This window comes from Micromonospora sp. NPDC049836 (assembly GCF_044465125.1).
Classification (GTDB): domain Bacteria; phylum Actinomycetota; class Actinomycetes; order Mycobacteriales; family Micromonosporaceae; genus Micromonospora.
This window is the reverse complement of sequence record NZ_JBITLH010000006.1, coordinates 355,194-375,396: the sequence shown is the minus strand read 5'-3', so window position 1 is coordinate 375,396 and position 20,203 is coordinate 355,194. Positions and strand designations below refer to the sequence as shown.

The window sequence follows — 20,203 nt, the reverse complement described above, 5'->3', positions numbered from 1 at the left end:
CCCTCAGCCATCAGGCGCGGCCGAGGTAACGGCCGTCGCGGGTGTCGACCTTGATCTTCTCGCCGGTGGTGATGAAGAGCGGCACCTGCACGGTCGCGCCGGTCTCGACGGTGGCCGGCTTGTTGCCGCCGGTCGACCGGTCGCCCTGCAGACCCGGCTCGGTGTAGGTGACCTCGAGCACCACGGAGGTGGGCAGCTCGATGTAGAGCGGCACGCTCTCGTGGGTGGCGACGGTCGCCTCAGCCTCGGGGAGGAGGTAGTTGGCGGCCTCGCCGACGGTGCCGCCGGGGACGGTGATCTGGTCGAACGTCTCCAGATCCATGAAGACGAAGTCCTCGCCGTCGGCGTAGAGGTACTGCATGGTGCGCTTGTCGACGGTCGCGGTCTCGACCTTGGTGCCCGCGTTGAAGGTCTTGTCGACCACCTTCCCGGACAGCACGTTCTTCAGCGTGGTACGCACGAATGCGCCACCCTTACCGGGCTTGACGTGCTGGAACTCGACGACGGCCCAGAGTTCGCCGTCGAGGTTGAGCACCAGGCCGTTCTTGAGGTCGTTGGTGGTGGCCATTTCCTGCCTTGATCATCAATTGGCGGACAGACCCACGAAGTCTACTAGCTGTGTCGACCCGGCCTCCCCGCGCTACACCCACCCCTCCCTCCCCACCCCCCTGCCCCCGCGATCATGGAGTTGTGGCACCTGACAAAGGGAGTCAATCCGGCATTCGAGGCGCCACAACTCCATGATCGGCGCGTGAGGCGGGGCGGCGCGAGGGAGGGGAGGGAGGGGGAGGAGGGGGGTTAGGGGAGGGTGGTGAGGTGGTGGAGGGCCAGGCGGTAGCCGTTGACGCCGAGGCCGCAGATCACGCCGGTGGCGACGGCGGAGACCACGGAATGGTGCCGGAACTCCTCGCGGGCGTGGATGTTGGAGATGTGCACCTCGATCAGCGGGCCGCGCAGCAGCGCGCAGGCGTCGCGTACCGCGATCGAGTAGTGCGACCAGGCGGCCGGGTTGAGCACCACGGCCGCCGCCTCGTCGGCCGCCTCGTGCAGCCAGCCCAGCAGCTCGTGCTCGGCGTCGGTCTGCCGGACCACCACGTCCAGGCCCAACTCCCGGCCGGTCTCCTCACACATGGTCACCAGGTCGGCGTAGCTGGTCACCCCGTAGACGTCGACCTGGCGGGTGCCGAGCCTGCCCAGGTTCGGCCCGTTGAGCACGTAGACCTTCACGAGCTGATCTCCCGGTACGCCGCGGCCAGCAGCTCGTCGTCCGGGCCGGCCAGGATCGCCGGGCGGGCCAGGCCGTCCAGCACCACGAACCGCAGCGTGTTGCCCCGGGCCTTCTTGTCCACCCGCATCGCGGCCAGCAGTTCCGGCCAGGCGTCGGCCCGGTAGCCGGTGGGCAGGTCGAGGGCGGCCAGCACGGCGCGGTGCCGCTCGGCGGTGGCCGCGTCGAGCCGGCCGGCGAGCCGGGCCAGGGTGGCCGCGTAGACCAGCCCCACCGCCACGGCGTGGCCGTGCCGCCAGCGGTAGCCCTCCACCTTCTCGATCGCGTGCGCCAGAGTGTGCCCGTAGTTGAGCACCTCGCGTACCCCGGACTCGCGCAGGTCGCCGGCGACCACGCCGGCCTTGACCCGCACCGCGCGTTCGATCAGCTCGCGGGCCACCGGCCCGGTCGGGTCGAGCGCGGCGGCCGGATCCCGCTCCACCAGCTCGAGGATCACCGGGTCGGCGATGAACCCGCACTTGACCACCTCGGCCATCCCGGCGGCCAGGTCGGCCCGGGGCAGGCTGTCCAGGGTCGCCAGGTCGCAGATCACCCCGGCCGGCGGGTGGAAGGCGCCGACCAGGTTCTTGCCAGCGGCGGTGTTGATCCCGGTCTTGCCGCCGACGGCGGCGTCCACCATGCCGAGCAGCGAGGTGGCCACCGGTACCCAGCGCACCCCGCGCAGCCAGCAGGCCGCGACGAACCCGGCCAGGTCGGTGACCGCGCCGCCGCCCACCCCGACCACCGCGTCGGTGCGGGTGAAGCCGGCCGCGCCGAGCCGGTCCCAGCAGGCCGCCGCCACGTCCACGTGCTTGCCCGCCTCGGCGTCCGGCACCTCGATCAGCAGCGGCGTCACGCCGGCCGCGCGCACCCGCTCGGCCAGCCTGTCGGCCAGGCCCTTCAGCGGGGGCGCGTGCAGGAAGGCGACCCGCTCCGCGCCGGGCAGCAGGCGGGGCGGCGGGTCGAGCAGGTCACGTCCCACGAGCACGTCGTACGGCCGCTCGCCGCCGACCGGGATCCGGGTCACCTCGTCCATCGCGGGCAGCCTAGTCCAGCACCCGGCCCCGGCGGGGCGACTGTCCACTCCGTGGGGCGTTTGCCCGGCCGGACCCCCGGGTACGGCGGCCGGATGAGCGAGCGGACACCACACCTGACGCGACCGGAGTCCGGGACGAGCATCCGGCTGCCCGCCACGATCCTCGGCATCGGCCTGGGTGGTTTCGTCGACGGCATCCTCCTGCACCAGGTCTTCCAGTGGCACCACATGCTCAGCAGCACCGCCACCGACCGGGTGGGGATCAAGGACTATCCGGTCGACACCGTGCCGGGGCTGCAGATGAACACCGTGTGGGACGGCCTGTTCCACGTCGTCACCTGGGTGGCGGTGCTGACCGGGCTGGCCCTGCTCTACGCCCGGGTGACCCACTCCCGCGGCCGACTCTGGCGCTCGCCGATGCTCTGGGGCTGGGTGCTGGTCGGCTGGGGGCTGTTCAACCTGGTCGAGGGGATCATCGACCACCACCTGCTCGGCATCCACCACGTCCGCGGCGGCCCGCACCAGACCTGGTGGGACCTCGGTTTCCTCGCCCTCGGCGTGGTACTCGTCGCGGTCGGCTGGGCGATCCAGCGCCGGGCCGACGCCGTGGACCTCTGCGCGCCGGAGCGCCGGTGAGCCTCGCCCACGCCGGGCACGCCGCCGGTGGCTTCCCGGCGACCGCGCTGGTGCCGGTGGTGGTGTTCTGGGCGTACCTGGCCGCGGCGTTGCGGCTGCGCGACCCGGGCGGGCCGGGCTGGCCGCACGCCCGGACGGCGAGTTTCGGGCTGGGTGCGCTGCTGCTGGTGGCCGGGCTGTGGTGGCCCGCGGCTGACTTCGTCGGGCACATGTGGCAGCACCTGCTGATCGGCATGCTGGCGCCGCTGGCGCTGGTGCTCGGCGCGCCGGTGACGCTGCTGCTACGCACCCTGGACCGGCGTACCGGCCGGGCGCTGGTCCGCCTGCTGCGGCATCCGGTCGCCCGGGTGCTCGGCCACCCGGTGACCGGCCTGCTGCTCACCGCCGGCGGCCTGTGGCTGCTCTACCTGACCCCGCTCTACCGGGCGACCCTGGACAGCCCGGCCCTGCACGCGCTCGTGAACCTGCACTTCCTGCTCAGCGGCACGCTGTTCGCCTGGTCGATCGCCGGGCCGGACCCGGGCCCGCACCGCCCCCGGGTGCCGGTGCGGCTGGTGGTGCTCGGGCTCGGGGTCGCCGCGCACGCCACCATCGCCCAACTGCTCTACGCCGGGGTGCTCGTGGACGTGCCGGCCACCGCCGCCGAGCTGCGGGCCGGGGCGACGCTCATGTACTACCTGGGTGACCTGGCCGAGATCGCGCTGGCGCTCGCGCTGCTCGCCACCTGGCGGCCCGAGCCGGCCCGGCGCCGCCGCACCGCGCGGTCCGCACCGGCGGGGGCCGCACCGGTCAGGGCTTGAGCAGCGCCTCAGGGTTTGAGCAGCGCCGCGATCTCGGCGGCCAACTCCCGCGAGGTACGCCCGTCGGGGACCACCGTAGCGGTCGCCACCTCGGCCTGCCGGCCGGATTACGGGCGGGTTCTGGCGTACCCGAGGAACGCGCGCCAGGCTTCGGGCGCGAAGGTCAGCACCGGCCCCTGCCGGTCCTTGCTGTCCCGGATCAGCACCCGACCCGGCAGGTTGTCCGCGACCTCCACGCAGGCACCGCCGGTGTCACCGGACCGGGTCGACGTCCGCCAGCGAGGGCCATCGGTGATGGTCATGGGGTCACCTTCAGCTTCGTGATCAGATCCAGCGAGGCCCGCTCGGATACCGCCTCACCGAGCAGGCTATCCCACTTACGCCGGACCAGATGCAATGCGTCCGGGTCGTCAACCACCCTGCCCCGGGCGATGTCTTCCAGGTAGAGAATCTGCTCGCCGTCGGGCAGATCCGCCAACAGAAGATTGCCGGTGAGCCCGACGTACGCGCCAGCCTCGTTGGGGATGACGTGGAGGTGGACGTGCGGGAGCCGGGCGAACTCCAGCAGGTGCCCGAGCTGTGCATCGAGCACCGCAGGACCGCCGATCGGCCGGCGCAGCGCGCTCTCGTCCAGGATGAAGATGCATTCTGGGGGCTCGTCCCGGGTCAGTAGGTGCTGCCGCTCCATCCGGACGCTGACCAGCTCGTCCACCGTGTCCGACGGGTTCAACCCGCCGGCCGAGATGATCGCCCGGGCGTACTCCTCGGTCTGGAGCAGTCCCGGGATCAGGCAGGGCTCGAAGGCGCGCAGCCGCACGGCCTGCGACTCGTAGGAGCGCCAGGTGGCGAACCAGCTCGGCGAGCGTTCCCGGTCGGCCGCCTCCAGCAGCTCGGTCAGCAGGCCACCGGTCTCCAGCACCTGGTCGGCCGCGATCGCGAACTCGCGGGTCGGCCTGCGCCGGCCGGTCTCGATCGCCGCCACCGTGGACGGACTCCACTTGACCAGGCTCGCCATCCGCTCCTGGGAGACGTCCGCACTCGCCCGCGCGGCCTTCAAGGCGCGGATCCACATGTCGAAGTCCACCACGACTCCTTCTGCAACCGTGCGAACGCGCTCCGTAGTATGCCCTGGCATTCTCCACTGTGGGTGGCAGGCGGTCCAGGGGATCCTCGGCCGGAGCGGCACCCCCGCATCAGGGCTTGAGCAGCGCGGCGATCTCGGCGGCCAGCTCCTGCGGGGTGCGCCCGTCGGTGACCACGGTCGCGGTGGCCACCTCGGCGTAGAGCGGCCGGCGCTGCTCCATCAGGTGCTTGAGCGTGGCGCGCGGGTTGAGCGCCAGCAACGGCCGGCCGGCCCCCAGGCCGATCCGCTTCACCGCGTCGGGCAACTCCACCGACAGGTGCACCACGGTGTGCCCGATCAGCGCGGCCCGGTTCTCCTCGGCGAGGACCGCACCGCCGCCGAGGGCGAGCACGCCCGGATGCGCCGCCAGCGCCGCCGCCACCGCGGCCCGTTCGAGGGTACGGAAGTGCTCCTCCCCCTCGTCCACGAAGATCTCCGGGATCGGCTTGCCCGCCAGCGCCTCGATGTCGGCGTCGGTGTCCCGGAACGCCACACCGAGGATCGCCGCGAGCGCCTGCCCCACCGTGGTCTTGCCGGAGCCGGGCGCCCCGACCAGCACGCAGACCGGCCGGGTGCTCATCGGAGCCACCCTTCATTCGCGGCTGCGGGACTCCGCTGCGCTGCGTTCCTCGCGCTCATCGGATCACCAGATTGTCGAGGTAGCCGGCCAGGTTGCGGCGCAGCTCGGCGACCGAGTCGCCGCCGAACTTCTCCACCGCCGCCTCGGCCAGCACCAGCGCCACCATCGCCTCGGCGACCACCGCGGCGGCCGGCACCGCGCAGACGTCGGAACGCTGGTTGATCGCGGTCGCCGGCTCGCCGGTGCTGACGTCGACCGTGGACAGCGCCCGGTTCAGCGAGGAGATCGGCTTCATCGCGGCCTTCACCCGCAGCGGTTCGCCGGTGGTGATGCCGCCCTCCAGGCCGCCGGCCCGGTCGGTCACCCGGCGTACCCCGGTCGCGGTCGGGATGATCTCGTCGTGCGCGGCGGAGCCCCGGGACCGGGCCTGCTGCCACCCGTCACCGATCTCCACCCCCTTGATCGCCTGGATGGACATCAGCGCGGCGGCCAGCCGGGCGTCGAGCTTGCGGTCCCACTGCACGTGGCTGCCCAGGCCGGGCGGCACCCCGTACGCCAGCACCTCGACCACGCCGCCGAGCGTGTCGGCGGCCTTCTTCGCGGCGTCGACCTCGGCCACCATCCGGGCGCTGGCCTCCGGGTCGAGGCAGCGCAGCGGGTCGGCGTCGATCCGGACCGCGTCCTCCGGGGTGGGCCGCAGGCCCGGCTTCACGGCGACCGGGCCCAGCTCCACCACGTGCGAGACGATCTCGACGCCGAGCGCCTGCTTGACCAGGGCCTTGGCCACCGTGCCGACGGCCACCCGGGCGGCGGTCTCCCGGGCGCTGGCCCGCTCCAGGATCGGCCGGGCGTCGGTGTGGCCGTACTTCTGCATGCCGGCCAGGTCGGCGTGGCCGGGACGGGGCCGGGTGAGTGGGGCGTTGCGGGCCTGCCGGGCCAACTCCTCCGGGTCGACCGGGTCGGCGGCCATCACGGTCTGCCACTTGGGCCACTCGGAGTTGCCCACCCGGATCGCCACCGGGCTGCCGATCGTCACGCCGTGCCGGAGCCCGCCGATGATCTCGACCTCGTCCTGCTCGAACGCCATCCGCGCGCCGCGCCCGTAGCCGAGCCGGCGCCGGGCCAGCTCACCGGCGATCTCCGCCGTGGTCACCTCGACCCCGGCGGGCACCCCCTCGACCAGCGCGACGAGGGCGGGTCCGTGCGATTCACCTGCAGTCAGCCAGCGCAACACAGCGGTCAGTCTGTCACGCCCGGTGGCCGCCCCGGTGCGCCGCCCGTCCCGTCCCGCCCTGCGGACGCGGACGTCCGGAGGACGGGGTGGGGGCGGTCAGCGGGCCCAGTCGAAGCTCATCCCCAGCCGGTCGGCGAGGGCCTGGTTGTGCGGCGCGTAGTAGCGGGTCAGCTCGGCGCGGACCGCGTCGTCCATGGCGCTGCTGCGCCGGTCGTTGAAGACCTCGTACCGGTCGAGCTGGTGCGCCGGCAGGCCGAGGAAGTCCAGCACCCGGGCGTACGTGACGGCCGGCTCCCGGTACAGCGTCTCGCTCGGCAGGATCAGCAGCTGCTCCCGGTCGAACCGGTCCAGCCAGGGCGCCAGGTGCTCCAGGTAGCGACCCCGGGCCCGGTAGCTGTACCAGTCGTAGGCGTTGCTGACGTACGTCGGGTCGGCGATCAGCTTCTCCCGCTCCCCCGCGGTGCGCTCCTCCTCGGCGGCGAGCGCGTCGGCGAAGCCCAGCGGCTCCACCCCCTCGGTGCGCCGCTCCTTCCAGTGCGAGTACGCCCGCTCGACCGGGTCGCGCAGCAGGACGATCAGCCGCACCGCCGGGATCAGCTCGGCGACCCGGGCCGGGGCCAACGGGTGGAACATGTACAGCGGCGCGGCCTCCCCCACCCGGGTCGGCCCGCCGTGCCGGCGTTCCAGGGCGCGCCGGTGCCGCTCGGTGGGAAAGTGCGAGCGGTACCAGGCCTCGCCCCGGGCGTGGGTGTCCTCGAAGTAGTGCGAGGTCTTGGTGTTCCACGCCGGGAAGAGCCGCGGCACCAGCGGATGCTCCAGCAGGTAGCGCCAGAGCGAGGTGGTCCCGCCGCGCTTCGTGCCGATGATGAGGAAGTCCGGCAGCGGGCGCCGGTCGCTGGTCCGTTCCCCGTAGCGCACCAGCGAGCTGCGCACCCCGTTCACCATCGGGCTGGGCACCAGCGTCTTGACCCGGTCCCGCAGCGTCGTCATCTCGTCCTCCTCGTCATCGCGGTGCCCGGCCGAGCAGGGTGGGCACCGCGGCCCGGGCCCGTCGGCGTACCCCGGGGTGCAGCAGCGCCGCGCCGGCGAGCAGCACCACCACCCCGAGGGTGAGAATGAGTCCGGCCACTCCCCGCCCGCCGGCCGCCGCGCCCGCGCCGGCGACCGCGACGGTGGCCGCCGTGGCGGCGACCGCCGCCCGGAGCACGTTACGGGTCAGCAGCGGCTCGCCGACGACCCGCCGGGCGGCCACCGCGGCCAGCACGTTCTCGGTCACGATCCCGGCCGTCCAGGCCGCCGCCGCGCCGAGCGCGCCGTGGGCCGGGATCAGCAGCAGGGCCAGCCCGACGTTGAGCGCCAGGCCGGTCGCGGCGGCGACCAGGTGCCGCCCGCTGCTGCCGCTCATCAGCAGCAGGGTCTGCACGATGCCGGTGCCCGAGTTGACCATCATGCCGGCGGCGAGGACCGCCATGGCGGCCGCACCGGCGGTGAACTCCGCCCCGAACAACCGCAGGAACCCCGGCGCGAAGATCGCCAGGAGCAGGTAGCCGGGCCAGGAGAGCGCGATGATCACGCTGGTGATCCGGCGGTAGACCAGCGCCGCCTCGGCGGTGCGTCCCGCCCCGAGCAGCCGGGACAGCTGCGGGGCGACGGCCACCCGCAGGCCCTGCATGACGAGCAGCCCGGCCAGGGCGTACCGGCCGACGGCGCCGATGACGCCCGCCTCGGCCTGGCCGGCCAGGGCCGCGGTGAGCAGCACGGTAAGCCACATGCTGCTGGCGTCGATGGCCGCCGAGGCGGCCCGGGGCAGGGCGAAGCCCCACAGGGTGCGCCAGTCGTGCCCGGTCGGCCGCAGCGCGGCCCCGCGGGTCAGGCCGAGCGGGCCGACCAGCAGCGCCGCGGCGACCAGCCCGGCCGCCAGCACCGGGGCCAGCCAGCCGGCGAACGCGACGGTGACCCCCGCCCCGGCGGCGACCGCGGCCAGCACCAGCGCGGGCCGGGCCGCGGGCAGCAGCACGTACTGCACGGCGACCAGCGCGGCGACCGGCCGGACCGCGCGGACGGCGGCGAGCAGCACGGTCATCGCCACCACGAACGGCAGCCCGGCGAAGGCCAGCCGGAGCAGGTCGGCGCCGGCTGCGGTGCCCGGGTCGAAGAAGACCGGCGCGAGCGGCCCGGACAGGGCGACGCCGGCCACCGCCACGGCGACGCCGAACAGCAGCGCCGGCAGCAGCGCCACCGGCAGCAGCCGCGCCCCGTCGCCGTCGCGGCCCGTGCTGCGCCGGGGCAGCGCCCAGACCAGGGCGGTGTCCGCGCCCGCGCAGCAGAGCCCGGCCAGGACGGTGACCACGCCGACCGCGGTGAACATGGCGCCCGACCCGGCGGGCCCGAGCCCGCGCACGATCACCACGGTCAGCACGAACCCGAGCACACCGTTGACCGCCGCGCCGAGTAGCCCGACGGCGCCGCTGCGGGTGCTGCGCCGTACCTCCCGGTCGGCGCTGGTGGCGGTGCCGCCCGGCGCGGTCGTCGTTCCGGTCATGGTGTCCCTCCCCGGTCCGCGTCGATCCCGGCTTGCGGCGTGGCCGGCGGCGGGTGCGGCCTCGGCGGGACCGCCGCCGAGCCGGCGGCCGGTTCGGGGCGCTCCGAGCGCTCCGGGCGGTCCGGACGGTCCGGACGGTCCGGACGGTCCGGCGCCGGCTGGGCCGCCGCACCGGCGGGCGGTACGTCGGCGCCGGGACGGTCCACCAGGCGCAGCGGGACGGCGGCCACCCCGGCCGCCGCCGACGGCCGCCGCCGGCCGGGCACCGCGGCCCGGCCGAAACCGCGGGTCCGCCACGGGGTCAGCGGCGCCGGCCGGGACATCGCCGACGGTCCGAGAGCGGGGCGGTTGACCGGGCCGGCGACGGCGGCCAACCCCGCGCCGACACCGAAGAAGATCACCGACAGGTTCGGGTCGATGTACGCGTACACCGGGATCACCACCAGGGCGATCACCGGGATGGTGCTCAGCCAGTACCCGGCCGGCGACACCGCGGCGGCCAGCCGGCGGGCGACCAGCACCAGCCAGGAGAGGAAGACCACCAGCGCCGGGATGCCGTGGCTGTAGAGGATCTGCCAGATCAGCCCCTGGGTGCCGAGCGGCTCCTCGGCCAGCGTGGTGTCCACGCTCTTCGGCGCGCCGTAGCCGAGCAGCGGGGACCGTTCGACCGCCTGCCAGGTCCGCAGGTACAGGTCCATCCGGTCGACGTTGGTGTCGGTGGTGCTCACCCGCGCGTTGATCATGTCCTGCACCGGGACCACCAGGCTGACCACCCAGACCAGCAGCACCAGCCCGGCGATCGAGACGATCAGCCGGGCGTTGCCCCGCAGCAGGGCCCGCAGGCCCAGGTAGACCAGGCCGGCGCCGAGGCCCAGGAACATGCCGCGGTTGAGGGTCAGGAAGGCCGGCACCACCGACAGCGGCAGCGACACCCAGAGCACGGTCCGGAACCGGCCGGTCCGCACCGACGTCAGGTACGCGAGCACGCACGGCACCAGCAGCGCGTACGCGGTGCCCCAGTTGTTCGTGTACGGGTAGGGCGCGGCGGTGCGGTAGATCGGCGTACGGGACACCGGGTTGAACTCGTTGACCCGCACGTGGGTCAACGCCTGGACGAACCGCTCCCCGCTGATCGCGTGCGGCAGCACCAACTCCACCGGCGTGGTGAGGGTGAGGGTGGGCGCGAGCACGGCCAGCCAACCCAGCGCCACCACGCCGAGCCAGTACCAGCCCAGCGGCCGCAGCACCCGCTCCCAGGCGACGCCCTCGCGGACCAGGGCGTGCGCGTACACGCCGACGACGAGGGCCGTCACCAGGAAGCCGTAGCGCAGCCCGAAGGTGAAGTAGGCGGTGGCCCGGTCCAGCCGGGTGGCGCTGAGCAGCACCAGGGCGAGGAAGAGCAGCCAGCAGGCGGTCCCGGCGGGCAGCGGCACCCGGCCGCGGGCGACCAGCAGCGCGAGCAGCACCACGCCGAGGACCGACCAGCCGAGATAGAACGCGCCGAGCGCCCACCAGAGCGGCATCAGGGCGAACATCACCGTCAGCGGCCAGACCGGCAGCGGCGGCACGGCCGACCGCCGCGACCACCGGCCGGCGCGCCCCGGCGTCCGGGTGGGGCCGGTCACCGGCGGCGGGGCGGTGGCCGCCGTCCGGTCAGACACCCCGTCCCGTCCGCTGGGCCAGCCGCAGCACCCGCTCCCCGGAGAGCAGGCCGAGCACCACGGGCACGGTGACCAGGACCCGCTTTTCGCGCGGGTTGAGCCGGATCACCCGGCCCAGTTCCCGGACCGCCTCGCGGCGCCGCCGGCCGGCGGCGAGGGCGAACGCGATCTGCCCGTGCAGCCGGGCCAGCCCGGTACGGCTGCCGGCCAGCTCGGGGTGCTTGTCGATCAGGTAGCGGGTCGCCTCGACGATCATCGCCCAGCGGCCGAAGAAGAACGAGCCACCGTGCCAGTCCACCACCACCAGGACCTCGGGCACGATGACCACCGGCCCGTGCGCGGCGATCCGGAGCAGCCACTCGTAGTCCTCGCCGTACCCGCCGGGCAGTTCCTCGTCGACCGGGCCGACCGCGTCCCAGGTGGCGCGGGGCAGCAGGATGGTGCTGGAGTGCACCTCCATGATCCGGTCCTCGACGAAGTCGGGCAGGGTCACCTCGGCGGCGTCGAGCCGGCGTTCCTTGGCGATGCCGGGGCCCTCCAGCCGGATGCCGCAACTGGCCGCCGCGGCGTCCGGGCGGGCCAGCAGCAGCTCCACCTGGCGGCGCAGCTTGGCGGGCAGCCAGCGGTCGTCGTCGTCGCAGAAGGCCAGCAGGTCGTGCGACGCCTCCTCGGCGCCGGTGTTGCGGCCGCCCGGCAGGCCCCGGGAGTGGGTGTTGTTGACGTACCGCAGGCTCCGGTTGGCCGGCACCGGCAGGTCCAGCGGGCGGATCTCGGTGTGGTCGTAGACGACCAGGCACTCCACCGCACCGGGATAGTCCTGGTCGAGCACCGCGCCCACGGCCCGTTCCAGCAGCCCGGGCCGGTCCCGGGTGGCGACCACCACGGTCACCGGCGGGTACGCCTGCCCGGTCGCCGGCTGGTCGTGGTCAGTCACGTCCCTCTCCCGTCAGCACGAATCCGAACGGCTCCACGCCGACCGAGCGCAGCCGCTCCACCAGGCGGACCAGCCGGGCCGACCGGGTCCGGTCGCGGGCGGCCACCAGCACGGCGCGCCCCTCCCGGGCGGCCCGTACGCCCCGCTCGTCGTGCAGCGCGGGCGGCGCGTCGAGCAGGGTGAGGCCGTCCGCGGGCGGGGCGTCGAGCCCGACCAGCCGTACGGTGCCGGAGCCGATCCGCAGCTCCTGCCCGTCGGTGCGGGTGGTCGGGGCGGTCGAGGCGGTGCGGGCGGCCGGGATGACCTGGGTCTTGTCCTCGGTGGTGGTGGAGCGGTAGACGCCGCCGTTCTTCGCGTCCGAGGTCGGGAACGGGCGGGGCTTGCGCACGGCGGGGATGACCGCGGTGGCCTCCGGGTCGCCGCCGCCGGCGGCGGGGGTCCCCGCGGCGGCCGGCGTCCCGGCGGCGGCCGGGGTCGGGCTCGGGGCCGGCCGCGGCCGGGGCAGCTTGGTCAGCGCCGGCTCGGTCGGCGGGTTGCGGCGCTGCGCGTCGAGCATCAGCGGCCGGATCCGGTCCAGGCTCTCCGGGGTGACGCCCAGGCGCACCTCGTGACCGGCGCCGGCCAGGATCGCGGCGAGGCCGGCGGTCACCTGCTCGCGTCCCTCGTCGCTGCCGGCGGAGAGCAGCACCAGCGGGCCGCGCTGCGGGCCGTCGACCCAGCGGGCCAGGGCGAGCGAAAGGTAGCGGAGGTCGGATTCGTCGGGCTGCCCGCTGCGCGCCCAGCGGACCGTGCCGAGCAGCGGCGCGCCGATCGCGCTGACCGCCTCGGCGGTGGTGCGCAGCCGCCGGTCCAGCGACTCCCGGACGAACGCGACCAGGCCGCCGAGCAGCAGGCCGCCGAGCAGGCCGGCGGCGAGGATCAGCGGGGCGGCGTCGCGGCTGGAGGGCACCGGGGTACGGGCGGCGCTGGTGATCGAACCGGGGCTGAGGTCCGCCGAAGCGATCTTGGAGCGCTGCTCGGCCAGCGTGGCGAGCTGGTCGTTGAGGGCCCGCAGCTGGTCCAGCAGGGCGCTGGTACGCGGCGACGGGTTGTCCGACGACTGGCGGTCCGGCAGGGACCGCTGGGTGGTGGTGCGCTGGGCGGTCACCACGTCGATCGTCTCGTCGTAGGACTTGAGCACGGCGGCGCGCTGGTTCTCGTAGATGCCACGGCGCTGGTCCAGGTAGGCCTGGGCGGCCCCGTTGGCGCCCGCGACCGCCTCCCGCTCGCTGTCGACGGAGTAGTTGAAGCGCATCACCTGCCCGCCGACCGGGATCTCCACCTCCAGCGCGTCGGCCACCTCCTTGGTGTCCCGGCCGGTGATCGCGGCGACCTTGTCGATGACCTCGTTGCTGGTGGCGATGCCGCTCTCGGCGGTCATGTTCACCGCCCGGTCGGCGCCGCCGGAGGGGACCGAGAACGGGTCGGTGACCACCGGCCGGACCACCACGGCGGTGGTCGCGGTGTACGTCGCCGGCAGCACGAACAGGTAGACCAGCACGGCCACCAGCACCGCCGCCGCCGTGCCGAGCACGAGCCGCCACCGGCGGAGCGGGATGCGGGCCAGCTCGACGAGGCCGACCGGGCTCTGCCGGGCGGGAGCGACGTCGGTCACGTCCATCAGTCAGGTCCTTGCGCATGGAGGGATCGGTGACCGCCCCGGGCGGCACGGGCCGACCGGGGCGGTGACCTCTCATTGTGGCCGACGGAGCCGCCCGGCCGGCAGAGCGGTTCGGCCGCTCCGGGCGGTCCGCCGGGTCACAGGGACGGCGGCGGGCCGCCCGGTCGGGCCGACCGTCAGGAGGTGGCGAAGAACAGCGTCCGGCTCGACCAGTTCACGGCGCCACCGGCGGCCGCGAGCTCGACCGACGCGGCGCCGTCGACGGCCGCACCGTCGAACGGCACGGCCCGCAGCGAGCCGTCCTGGTTGCCGTACACGATCTTGCCGTTGACCCAGGCCAGGCCCCGGACGTTGCCCCAGGCCAGGCCGATGCTGGGCAGGGTGAACTCGGTGCAGCCGAGGATGTAGCCGTCCGGCTCCAGGTACCGGTAGAAGAGCTTGTTCGTCCCGGACTTGGTGTAGTACATCCGGCCGTCCAGGGCGAACGCGCCGCTCATCGTCGACGGCTTGAACCAGTCGTTGTAGCCGCTGCTGACCCACGGCGCGCCCACCGAGCCGCCGGAGAAGATCGACACGTCGAGGTAGCTGCCGTTCGGCGCGCTCGCGTCGGTCTTCGACCAGTACAGCTTGTTGCCGACCGAGAACGCCGCCCCGGCGGCGGTCAGGTTCGGCTGGCTGCTGCTGACCGGGGTGCCCAGCGTGCTGCCGTCGAACGGCACCTTGGTCGCCTGCCCGTCGGCGGCAGAGACGTACAGGTAGCCCGACGCCGCGGACGGGGCGTTGACCGCCGCCACGGTACGGCCGCCGGCCAGCGGGAAGTGGCCCAGCCGGCCGTGGTACTCGTTGCCCACCCCGTCGGAGTCGAAGCCGGCGTACAGGCCGGTGCTGCCGCGCCACAGCTCCCACATGATCGGGCCCCAGGTGGTGGTGCCCGCCGGGGCACCCGAGCGGGTCGGGTTCCAGACCAGCGGCAGCCCGTTGACCGGGTCCAGGGCGCCCAGGCCGAACCGGTTGATCGCACCGGCGCCGGCCGCGTCGTTGCCGTTGGCGTTGTTCAGCCAGCGGAAGTGCCCACCCACGTAGACCACGTTGTCGGCGACCTCGACCGAGGTCACCGAGTCGGTCCCGGTGTAGTTGACCCAGGTGGCGTCGATGCCGGCGCCCCGGGCGGCGGTCTCGAACCGGGCGATCGCGTCGCAGTACGCGCCGGTGCCCCGCCCGCCGTCGGCGATGATGACGAAGTACGTGCCGTCGTCGGAGAAGTCGACGTCCCGGGCGTAGAACGGGAACGAGTCGCTGTAGCACGGCGCGACGTAGCGCTGGGTGCTCCAGTCGGCGACCGCCGGGGTGCCGTCGAGGTCGACGACCACGACCTGGTTGCGGGCCTGGCCGTTGACCTGGGTGAAGTTGCCGACCGCGACGAGGGTCTTGTTGTCGGGCGAGACGGCGAGGCCCCAGACCAGCTCGCTGCTGGCCCGGGCGACGCTGGCGTCGATCTGGAAGCTCGCGTCGATCGCGCCGGTGGTGGCGTTCAGCCGGGCGAGCAGGGAGTGCTGGGTGCCGTTGACCCAGTGGAACGCGCCGGCGATGTAGAGGTTGTTGCCGACCACGACGGTGCGCCGGACCAGGCCGCCGTCGCTGCGCCCGACCCAGCTGGTCACCGTCGCGCCGGTGGCCGGGTCCAGCTCGACCAGGTTCTTGCGGCTGACCCCGTTCACGGTGTTGAAGGCGCCGCCGACGATGAGCTTGCCGTCCGGGCTGACCGCGAGGGCGTGCACCGCGCCGTTCAGCTCCGGGTTGAAGCCGGTCTTCAGCGCGCCGGTGGAGCGGTCGTACGCGAACAGGTAGTTGCGGGCCGTCCAGCTCGCGTCGCCCGCCGCCTTCACCGAGGTGAACGACCCGCCCACGTAGACGGTGTTGCCGATCTCGGCGAACGCCTTGCTGTCGCCGTTCTGCGCGTGCGGGGTGTTGTCCGCCGGGTTCGCCGAGGTGAGCGTGCTGGTCACCGGCGTGGGATTGGCGGCGGCGGCCGGCGCCGCGAGCAGCCCGACGGCGAGCACCGGTACGGCGAGCACGGCGCACCACCGCCGCCACACCGGACGAGACGTTCTGTGAAGCACTACTGCCCCCAAAGAGGTAGAGAAATCACGGGTAGCTTGCGGGGAACGGACATTGCGCACCATCAACCGTCCGGTTCGCTCGATCACCGGCTCGGTCCGGCCCGGCCGTACGGGTCGCGTCCCGAGTGCCCGGTGCGGACGGGGGCCGGTGTCGACCGGCCGGGCGGGCTGCCGGGTCGGCCGTCTGGTGGCGGCCTCATGCCAGCTCCGTCCACTCGAACGGCGCCACGGCGCCGGTCGCCGCGACCGTCCAGGACGCCGCCTCCGCCAGGTCCTCGACCGTGACGGCGTCCGCCTCCCGGTGCCGGACCAGCTGCCGGCGGTCCAGCTGCCGGGCCAGTTCGACCTGGTGGTCGTCGACGTGCTCGCCGTGGCTGCGCCGGCGCGGCACGAAGACGGCCCGGTGGCCGGCCCGCATCGCGGCCAGCGCGGAGCCCACGCCGGCGTGGGTCACCACGACGTCGGCCTCCCGCATCGCCTGCTGCATCTCGGCGTACGGGACGTGCGGGCGGGCCCCGGCCGGCATCCGGGGGATCCGGGTGGAGCCGACCTGCCAGAGCACCTCCGCCTCGGGCGGCACCACCTCGACCAGGCGGGCCAGCAGCCGGGGGAAGCCGAACCGCCCGTGCGTGCCGAGGGCCACCACGATCCGGGACAGCGGCCGGGGGGTGGCCCGGCGGCTGGCCTGGTAGCCGTCGAAGACGGTGCCGCCGTAGCGCCACCGCTCGTCGGCCCAGTCCAGGTGCTGGGTGTAGAGCCGGGTGCGGGGCACCCGGGAGACCAGCCGGCCGGTGAGTGACGGCCCGGCCGTGCGGGTCGCGCTCTCGATGTAGTGGCAGGCCAGCCCGTGCCGGCTGGCGGGCACGAAGAACGACATGGCCACGCTGGCGCCGGTGCTGACCACCCGGGTGAACCGGCCGCCGCGCAGCACCCGGCGGGCGGCCAGCAGGTCGCGCAGCGCGCCGAGCGCGTCCCGGGTGGTCGCGGGCGGCACGTGGATGACCTCGTGACCGTCCAACAGGGACCGGCTCTGCGGCGAGTCGAAGGTCGCCCAGACGCAGTCGTCACCCAGGCCCAGCCGGGGCTTCAGGTCGTACAGTTCGGCGAGGTGTCCACCGGTGGAGGCGACGAGAAGGGTGGTCACGTCGTTGCCCACCTTCCGATCGAGGGGTGGTGTGGGGGCAGGTGCGGGCTGGCGGCGGGCCGCCGGTTCAGGTGCCGACCGGGACGCGTTCCCGGGCCGGGGTGGTGGGCCGTTGCGCCGGGGGCCGGACCCGCCCGTCGGCGACCGCGACGGCGAACACCATCACGGCGGTGAGCAGGATGCCGAAGGTCCAGCCGCCGAGGACGTCGGTGAGCCAGTGCTTCTCGGCGTAGACGCGGGTGTAGCCCTCCACGGTGACCAGCACGGCCAGCGCGGTGAGCAGCCCGACGCGGATCCGGCGTGGGATGTGCCAGACGAACCCGGCGAGCACCAGGATGGTGCCGAAGGTCATCAGCACCCGGGCGCACCCGCCGGACGGGTAGGTGCCCAGATCGGTCGGCGGGTGACCGCGGTCGACCACCACGGCGAGGATCTGCTGGGTGTACTGCTCGAGGACGAACTGCAACGGCATCGCGACCAGCGGGAGCCACCAGCGCCGGCGGCGCCACGCCACGGCGAGGGCGAGGGCGCCGACCACGGTGACCCACTTGAGCGGGTACCGGTCGCCGATCGCCGTGATGAAGCTGTTCAGGTCGGCCCAGCCGGCGACCCGCCGGGCGTGCACGTACTCGAAGACCGGGTGGTCGACGTGGGGTTCGAGCCGGGACAGCGCCTCGCCCAGCGGCCAGCAGAGCGCGATGACCGCGGCGGACCCGGCGAGCAGCACGACCAGGGCGGCACCGAGCCGGCCGAAGGCGTCGGTGAGTCCGGCGACGGCCTGACGCAGCCGGTCGGCGGTCCGGCTGGCGGCGACGGCCGGCGCCCACCGGGTGGCCAGCCACGGGACGACGAGCGCCGGCACGAGCACGGCGAGCGCCCCGCACAGGTAGATCAACGTCACCGTCGGTCACCACCTGTCCGGGCCGCGTGCCCCACGACGGCCGCGCGCACATTCTCTGCCATGCCAGCCACCGGCCGGACCTCCCGCACCCTACGACCCCTGGGGGCGCCCCACGCCGCCCGGACCGATCGCACCCGTCACCACCGCAGTGTTGATCGAGTGGTGACACCTTAGTGGAGGGGTGCCGGCCAGCGGTAGCGGGGGCGAGGGCCGTGCGGCATTTCCCCGGTTTGCCGGTCGGCACCCCGACAGTCGGCCCGCCGGACCGGCTCAGTCCCGGGTCGGTCGCAGTCGCTCGGCGAGCACGTGCAGCAGCGCGGGGTGCAGCTTCGGGCTCCAGCCGCCGCCACCCGCGGCGAGCTCCGCGGTCCGCAGCCACAGCTCGACGAGATAGGCGTCGGCGACGAGGCGGCAGCGGGCCGGGTCGAGGCCGAGCGACCGGCCGTGCCGGGCCAGCGCCGCCGTCATCTCGCCGGCCGCCTCCGCCGCCGGCCGCCCGTGCAGCGACAGGGCACTCTGGAAGCCCTGGTGGGCGAGGTCGAAGCCGACCGGCCGGGCGGCGCCGCTGTTCTCCCAGTCCCAGGCGTACAGCCGCCCCCGGTGGGTGCCGAGGTTCCACGGCACCCAGTCGCCGTGCCAGTGGCCGAACTCCAGCGCGGTCGCCCCGTCCCGGTCGGCGAGCGCCGCCAGCGCCGCCACGACCGGCCCGCCGGCGCGTTCGGCCCGCGCGGTGAGGTCGGCCAGGAACGGTGAGCCGGCGAGGGGCCGGGGCGCGGCCGGCGGCCCGCCGCGCCGCGCGACGGCCAGCATCGCGGCCACCTCCGGCCGGTCCGGGCGGGCCAGCCGGCGCACGCCCGCGGGCATCGGCTCGACCAGGGTGACCGCCAGGTCACCCCAGCTCAGCTCGCGCAGCAGGCGGGGCGCGTCGGGCAGGTCACCGCCGCCGCGGGGCAGGTCGCGCAGCGCCGCGGCCTCCGCGCGGACCATCGCCCGGGTCGCCTCGTTCCAACCCACCTTCGCGTACGCCCACGCCGCGCCCCGGTCGTCGAAGAGTTGCAGCGTCGGCTTGTGGTGCGGGTCGGGTGGCCGAATCCCGATCGCGGCGTGCAGCGGCCGGCCCTCGGCCCGGGCGAGGCTCGCGGTCAGCAGCAGCTCGGCCGGGTCGGCGGCGTCCGGGGCGGCGACGGTCAGCACCGGCATCCGGGCCAGCCGGGTGGCGCCCAGGCCCGCCAGCACGCCGACGGCGAGCCGGTTGGCCCGGACCCGGGGCGGCCGCAACGCGTTGTACGCCAGCGTCGACGCCGCGCCGACCCGGCGGGTGGCCAGCGGCAGCAGGAACTTCGCCCGCTCCACCGAGGGCACCACGGCGTACCGGGCGACGACCCGGTGACCCGGGGGCGGCGGCGCGGGGCCGGACGCGACGCCCAGCCACAGCCGCGCGTCGGCGAAGATGGCCCGGCTCACCCAGCCGATGCCGTCCTGGCGGTTCCGTGGATCCTGCACCGCGCCCTGCCCTCCCCTGTGCCCGTCCCGTTGCCCCGGCACGTCGGCGGCCACGATATTGCCCGCCGGCCAGCCGGCGCACGGCGGGCGGGGTCGGCGGTCAGCGCTGCCAGACCCGGACGTAGTCGACGCGGAAGTCGGCCGGGAACCGGGTGGCCGGGCCGGGCGCGCCGAGCCAGCCGCCGACCTGGACGTTCAGCCGCAGGTTGTAGGGCTTGTCGAAGACCTCGTCGAACCAGGGCGTGCTGCGCCGGTCCCGCTGCCACACCTGCCGGCCGTCGACGTACCAGCGGATCACCCCCGGCTCCCACTCGGTGGTGTAGGTGTGGAAGCCGTCGCCCGGGTGCCCGGTCGGGAACGGCCAGCGCTGGTCCTGCTTCACCGGCGTGTAGTCGTAGAAGATGGCCTGGGTGGCGGCCCGGTGGTGCGCGGCGCCGCCGGGCAGCTCGACCACGTCGATCTCGCCCTTGCCGGCGTCGTCGGCGCGCAGCCAGAACGCCGGCCACAGCCCCTGCGACCCGGCCGGCCCGGCCGGCGCCTGCGCCCGCACCTCGAAGCGGCCGTACCGGAACGCGGCCTTGCCGATGGTGTCCAGGTAGCTCTCGGTGTACTGCCGCAGCTGGGAGCCGCAGGCGACCACCCGCCGCTGCACCCGCAGGGTCAGCACCCCGTCGGCCACCGCGACGTTCGCCGGGTCGTCGACGTTGCAGCCAAGGTCGATGTCGCGCGCCTCGCCGTCGCGGACGTTCCACCGGGACCGGTCGACCGCCGTGCCGTCGAACTCGTCCGTCCAGACCAGCCGCCAGCCGGGCAGGTGGGCGCCGGGCGGCTCGGTGGGCGGCGGCGCGGGCCGGACGGCGGCCGGCGTGACCGGCCCGGCCGGGGCGGTCCGCGCCGCGTGCCGGGGCGGCGTGGCGGTGGCCGCCAGGGTGGTGACGAGGCTGATGCCGAGGACGCCGAGCAGCGCGGCCCGGCGGCCCGGCCGGGCCGGACGGTCGTGCGGGGGCGGCTGCCCGGTCACGGAGGGCTCCCTGGGTCGGCGGCGGTGCGGCAGCAGCGTATCCC

Annotated in this window: 19 protein-coding genes; 2 read left to right on the top strand and 17 right to left on the bottom strand. The window is 74.6% G+C overall.

What is annotated here, in order from left to right:
• Window positions 1-10: 10 nt before the first annotated feature.
• The 3 genes from efp to aroB all read right to left on the bottom strand — a co-directional run bounded on the left by efp (window position 11) and on the right by aroB (window position 2,300).
• Window positions 11-568, bottom strand: a complete 558-nt coding sequence (gene efp, locus ACIBPB_RS19115; protein WP_396840896.1) for an elongation factor P — start codon at window positions 566-568, stop codon at window positions 11-13.
• A gap of 230 nt (window positions 569-798) precedes the next feature.
• Entirely contained in the window at window positions 799-1,227 is a 429-nt protein-coding gene (gene aroQ, locus ACIBPB_RS19110; RefSeq protein ID WP_396840895.1) for a type II 3-dehydroquinate dehydratase, read from the bottom strand.
• The gene (gene aroB / locus ACIBPB_RS19105) at window positions 1,224-2,300 is read right to left on the bottom strand and encodes a 3-dehydroquinate synthase (RefSeq protein WP_396840894.1); all 1,077 of its coding nucleotides are present in this window, start codon (window positions 2,298-2,300) and stop codon (window positions 1,224-1,226) included. The genes aroQ and aroB overlap by 4 nt, the downstream gene beginning before the upstream one ends.
• Before the next feature lie 93 nt (window positions 2,301-2,393).
• Here aroB and ACIBPB_RS19100 point away from each other — a divergent pair, with 93 nt between their 5' ends.
• Both ACIBPB_RS19100 and ACIBPB_RS19095 read left to right on the top strand, forming a co-directional pair.
• A complete protein-coding gene (locus ACIBPB_RS19100; protein WP_396840893.1) occupies window positions 2,394-2,936 on the top strand; it encodes a DUF2243 domain-containing protein in 543 nt (180 codons plus the stop codon).
• A complete protein-coding gene (locus ACIBPB_RS19095; protein ID WP_396840892.1) occupies window positions 2,933-3,736 on the top strand; it encodes a cytochrome c oxidase assembly protein in 804 nt (267 codons plus the stop codon). The genes ACIBPB_RS19100 and ACIBPB_RS19095 overlap by 4 nt, the downstream gene beginning before the upstream one ends.
• A gap of 107 nt (window positions 3,737-3,843) precedes the next feature.
• On the opposite strand, the gene ACIBPB_RS19090 is transcribed toward ACIBPB_RS19095, so the two are convergent.
• The 14 genes from ACIBPB_RS19090 to ACIBPB_RS19025 all read right to left on the bottom strand — a co-directional run bounded on the left by ACIBPB_RS19090 (window position 3,844) and on the right by ACIBPB_RS19025 (window position 20,159).
• A complete protein-coding gene (locus ACIBPB_RS19090; RefSeq protein WP_396840891.1) occupies window positions 3,844-4,038 on the bottom strand; it encodes a DUF397 domain-containing protein in 195 nt (64 codons plus the stop codon).
• The gene (locus ACIBPB_RS19085; protein WP_396840890.1) at window positions 4,035-4,820 is read right to left on the bottom strand and encodes a Scr1 family TA system antitoxin-like transcriptional regulator; all 786 of its coding nucleotides are present in this window, start codon (window positions 4,818-4,820) and stop codon (window positions 4,035-4,037) included. The genes ACIBPB_RS19090 and ACIBPB_RS19085 overlap by 4 nt, the downstream gene beginning before the upstream one ends.
• Before the next feature lie 109 nt (window positions 4,821-4,929).
• A complete protein-coding gene (locus ACIBPB_RS19080) occupies window positions 4,930-5,439 on the bottom strand; it encodes a shikimate kinase (RefSeq protein ID WP_396840889.1) in 510 nt (169 codons plus the stop codon).
• Window positions 5,440-5,494: 55 nt separating this feature from the next.
• Entirely contained in the window at window positions 5,495-6,673 is a 1,179-nt protein-coding gene (aroC, locus tag ACIBPB_RS19075; protein ID WP_396840888.1) for a chorismate synthase, read from the bottom strand.
• 96 nt (window positions 6,674-6,769) lie between these two features.
• Window positions 6,770-7,663 carry a sulfotransferase domain-containing protein gene (locus tag ACIBPB_RS19070; RefSeq protein ID WP_396840887.1) on the bottom strand — a complete coding sequence of 298 codons (894 nt, stop codon included), beginning with the start codon at window positions 7,661-7,663 and terminating at the stop codon, window positions 6,770-6,772.
• Between the two features lie 13 nt (window positions 7,664-7,676).
• Window positions 7,677-9,215, bottom strand: a complete 1,539-nt coding sequence (locus ACIBPB_RS19065) for a lipopolysaccharide biosynthesis protein (protein WP_396840886.1) — start codon at window positions 9,213-9,215, stop codon at window positions 7,677-7,679.
• On the bottom strand, window positions 9,212-10,876 hold the full coding sequence (locus tag ACIBPB_RS19060; RefSeq protein ID WP_396840885.1) for an O-antigen ligase family protein: 1,665 nt from the start codon (window positions 10,874-10,876) through the stop codon (window positions 9,212-9,214). The genes ACIBPB_RS19065 and ACIBPB_RS19060 overlap by 4 nt, the downstream gene beginning before the upstream one ends.
• Window positions 10,869-11,810 carry a glycosyltransferase family 2 protein gene (locus ACIBPB_RS19055; RefSeq protein ID WP_396840884.1) on the bottom strand — a complete coding sequence of 314 codons (942 nt, stop codon included), beginning with the start codon at window positions 11,808-11,810 and terminating at the stop codon, window positions 10,869-10,871. Before ACIBPB_RS19055 ends, ACIBPB_RS19060 begins: the two co-directional genes overlap by 8 nt.
• Window positions 11,803-13,470, bottom strand: a complete 1,668-nt coding sequence (locus ACIBPB_RS19050) for a Wzz/FepE/Etk N-terminal domain-containing protein (RefSeq protein ID WP_396840883.1) — start codon at window positions 13,468-13,470, stop codon at window positions 11,803-11,805. The genes ACIBPB_RS19055 and ACIBPB_RS19050 overlap by 8 nt, the downstream gene beginning before the upstream one ends.
• Before the next feature lie 176 nt (window positions 13,471-13,646).
• The gene (locus ACIBPB_RS19045; protein WP_396840882.1) at window positions 13,647-15,653 is read right to left on the bottom strand and encodes a delta-60 repeat domain-containing protein; all 2,007 of its coding nucleotides are present in this window, start codon (window positions 15,651-15,653) and stop codon (window positions 13,647-13,649) included.
• A 133-nt stretch (window positions 15,654-15,786) separates the two neighbouring features.
• Window positions 15,787-16,734: a glycosyltransferase gene (locus ACIBPB_RS19040; protein WP_396840881.1), complete on the bottom strand. Its 948-nt coding sequence runs from the start codon at window positions 16,732-16,734 to the stop codon at window positions 15,787-15,789.
• Window positions 16,735-16,801: 67 nt separating this feature from the next.
• Entirely contained in the window at window positions 16,802-17,635 is an 834-nt protein-coding gene (locus ACIBPB_RS19035) for a phosphatase PAP2 family protein (protein WP_396840880.1), read from the bottom strand.
• A gap of 270 nt (window positions 17,636-17,905) precedes the next feature.
• Entirely contained in the window at window positions 17,906-19,138 is a 1,233-nt protein-coding gene (locus ACIBPB_RS19030) for a hypothetical protein (RefSeq protein WP_396840879.1), read from the bottom strand.
• A 100-nt stretch (window positions 19,139-19,238) separates the two neighbouring features.
• Window positions 19,239-20,159 carry a family 16 glycosylhydrolase gene (locus ACIBPB_RS19025; protein ID WP_396840878.1) on the bottom strand — a complete coding sequence of 307 codons (921 nt, stop codon included), beginning with the start codon at window positions 20,157-20,159 and terminating at the stop codon, window positions 19,239-19,241.
• Between the last annotated feature and the right edge of the window lie 44 nt (window positions 20,160-20,203).